The sequence below is a fragment of the Dolichospermum sp. LEGE 00246 genome (genome assembly GCF_015207865.1).
GTDB classification, from domain to species: Bacteria; Cyanobacteriota; Cyanobacteriia; order Cyanobacteriales; family Nostocaceae; genus Dolichospermum; species Dolichospermum heterosporum.
In genome coordinates, this window is the sequence record NZ_JADEWA010000742.1 from 1 (window position 1) to 1,372 (window position 1,372).

General features: G+C 36.1%; 2 protein-coding genes. Both read left to right on the forward strand.

Annotated elements, in window-relative coordinates:
• The first annotated feature begins 239 nt into the window (after window positions 1-239).
• Window positions 240-848, forward strand: coding sequence for a UPF0175 family protein (locus IQ228_RS26060; protein WP_228044096.1), 609 nt, complete (start codon window positions 240-242; stop codon window positions 846-848).
• A 337-nt stretch (window positions 849-1,185) separates the two neighbouring features.
• A partial coding sequence (locus tag IQ228_RS26065; RefSeq protein WP_193965014.1) for a UPF0175 family protein occupies window positions 1,186-1,372 on the forward strand: 187 nt, incomplete at its 3' end.

Genomic DNA, 1,372 nt, shown 5'->3' on the forward strand with positions numbered 1-1,372 from the left:
GTGGGGGAGGGAAGAACAGAATTTTTTTCCGATCATTACCCGTCAAAATTTATTTGACAGACTACTAGTTTAGGGGGTTGAAAACTTCAGACACGCCGAATTTTTCTAAGGGAACACCAAAAAATAAATTACCCAATTTTGTGGGATGGGCATCCTGCCCGTCCTTGATGATTAGCGGGCAATTCGTCCCGCACCACAAGAAATTTTTGGGTATTTTTTTAATTGATGGGTAAACAATTATGAGTGTGCAACTGTCTATTCCCGATTCTGTAATTGCAGCAATCCGACTACCGGAAAAACGTATAGAACAGGAATTATTGGTTGAATTAGCATTGGCTCTCTATAGTCAAGAACTATTATCTTTTGGTAAGGCTAGAGAGTTAGCTTCTATGGGAAAATATGAATTTGGGAAATTATTAGGAGAACGAGGGATTAATCGCCATTATGAATTGGCAGTGATCAGTAATACTTCGCCACTGCGAGAAGCTCTAGTTGCAGGATGGCTTCAAGTGCGGGAGGTTAATAATCCATCTTTGGTACAGCTATTACAGCGAGATTTAGATAGAGGTGAAGCAGAAGCAATTGCACTTGCATTGTTGCTAGATGCAGTTGTCAGTTATGATTTAGGAGATAAACAAGCTGCGATCGCCGATTACAACCAAGCTATCAAAATTAATCCTAACTATGCCCATGCCTACTACAACCGGGGAAATGCTCATTATCTTTTAGAAAATAATCAAGCAGCAATATCTGACTATCAGCAAGCTGTGAAATTATATCAACAACAGGGGGGTAATGAGGACTTGTTGAGAAAAGCCCAAGATAGAATTAGGGAATTACAACGATAGTATTTTTGTCTGAATCAGGATATCCAGGATTAAAGGATGTACAGGATGTTATTTTTTTATTATCCATGAAAAATAGAGATTTTAGCATAAGAACCAATCTGTTGTTCTTAATAGACTATTAGTGTAGCTGTAATTTACAGTATTAAAATATTCACAAATAACATCCAAATTACCATCCTGAAAATCCTCAAATCCTGGACATCCTGATTCAGACAATCCTCACCAACAACATCCAAAATTACTATCCTGAAAATCCTTTAATCCTGGACATCCTGATTCTGACAAAAAATATCATGTATAATTAAATAAATCCTGATTTTGGAAAAAAGACGAAAATATGCAAATTACTATCGAAATTCCTGAAGATATTGGCAACCAACTACAACAAAACTGGCAAGATTTACCACAAAAACTCTTGGAAGCTTTAGCAGTAGAAGCTTATAGAAATAAAATCATGACTTCTGTACAAATTCAACAATTACTAAAATTTTCCTCACTTCAAGAAACTGAACATTTTTTAAACC